Source organism: Leptolyngbya sp. CCNP1308 (assembly GCF_034932455.1).
Taxonomy (GTDB): Bacteria; Cyanobacteriota; Cyanobacteriia; order Phormidesmidales; family Phormidesmidaceae; genus Nodosilinea.
Genome location: NZ_JAYGIH010000095.1, coordinates 1 through 1293 on the forward strand (window position 1 = coordinate 1; position 1293 = coordinate 1293).

The window sequence follows — 1293 nt, forward strand, 5'->3', positions numbered from 1 at the left end:
GACCCGTTGCCCCAAACACTGATTGACCAGGCCGATCGGGCGCTTTATAGGGCTAAGCAGCAGGGGCGCGATCGCTTCCAGGTGTTCGGCACTGAGCCGGCACAACACTCGTGACGTTCCATAACGGTTTTGCTCCCAGCCTGCTCCACCAATACTTCTATAGAACCCTTGTATGGAGAGGGTTTCCATGATTTATGTACAGTTGCGCGCGCAGGCAACTATGATGCCCGTGGAATCCACTACGATATGGCGTGCCCCACCGTCAGTCTGAACCGGCATGACGACCGACAATGCTCCCAATCGGCGCGATACCGTACTGTGGTCGGGTACCGGGAGGGCAATCTGCATCAACTGAAACAACGACTCGACAAAGCCCTGAGCTTGACGCCCGGCCAGATGGAAGAGGCTCTTGAAGGTCGCTACCGTCGCAATCGCCCCATCACTGTAGGTCTGAGAGGCTCCTCTCCCTCCTGTGGATGTTGTCACCAGCCACTGCTTTAGGGCATCTTCGCTCAACCAAACAGTGAGGCTGCCGCGCTGCTTCAGCCCAGCGGTATACTCAGACCAGTTACGGACTCGGTACTGCATCGGCGTCAGGTTTTGGGTGGTACTTAAACCTTAGGCCGTTACCCCGTCCGTAACCCTCCCTTTCATGCAACAACGCCGATACGTGTGGATCTGGTGCGATCGCGCCATTCCCCTAGACCAACCCCTACTACGCCACATAGCTATTGATCGCCTGGCGCACTATGCACACTGGTTGAAAATTGCCGCCGCCTAATGGGTTAGATGGCTCCAAAGCCCCTATATTCTGTTACACGAGATACGGTTACACGCAAGACAGACTGTGGAGGGCACATGGTGTTGATCGTCCCCCAATCTGTCAAGGCGTAATTAGAAAAACAGTGCAAACTCACATATTTGCAAACAAATCGTCACACAGGCCCAGGATGAATGACACAACCGGCGATGCTGAGCGGCTGGCGGCGGTGCAGCGGTACCACATCTTAGACACGCCGCCGGATGGTGCCTTTGACCGCATAACGGCGATCGCCGCGCGTCTGTTTCAGGTGCCGATCGCGTTGGTGACCGTGGTTGATCACGATCGCATTTGGTTTAAATCGCGCCACGGGTTGGCCATAGAACAGATTGATCGGGAGCCAGGGCTGTGCGCCTCGGCGATTTTGCAGAGCGAAGTCTATACCATTGCCGATGCCCTGCAAGACCCGCGCACGCTGACGAATTCTCTGGTGCGGGGCGAGTTTGGCCTCAGGTTTTACGCCGCTGCCCCCC

2 protein-coding genes and 1 pseudogene are annotated in these 1293 nt (G+C 56.5%); 2 read left to right on the top strand and 1 reads right to left on the bottom strand.

All coding sequences use genetic code 11. From position 1 onward, the window contains the following. Positions 1 to 216 precede the first annotated feature (216 nt). Positions 217 to 588 (bottom strand): annotated as a pseudogene (locus tag VB780_RS25590) (transposase); the annotation flags it as partial. Between the two features lie 64 nt (positions 589 to 652). Here VB780_RS25590 and VB780_RS25595 point away from each other — a divergent pair. Beyond that, positions 653 to 781: a hypothetical protein gene (locus VB780_RS25595; protein WP_323354019.1), complete on the top strand. Its 129-nt coding sequence runs from the start codon at positions 653 to 655 to the stop codon at positions 779 to 781. Between the two features lie 169 nt (positions 782 to 950). Next, a partial coding sequence (locus VB780_RS25600; protein WP_323354020.1) for a GAF domain-containing protein occupies positions 951 to 1293 on the top strand: 343 nt, incomplete at its 3' end.

Bases quoted from the DNA above. Each gene is read 5' to 3' on its own strand.
- VB780_RS25595 (WP_323354019.1), top strand. From the start codon at position 653: ATGCAACAACGCCGATACGTGTGGATCTGGTGCGATCGCGCCATTCCC.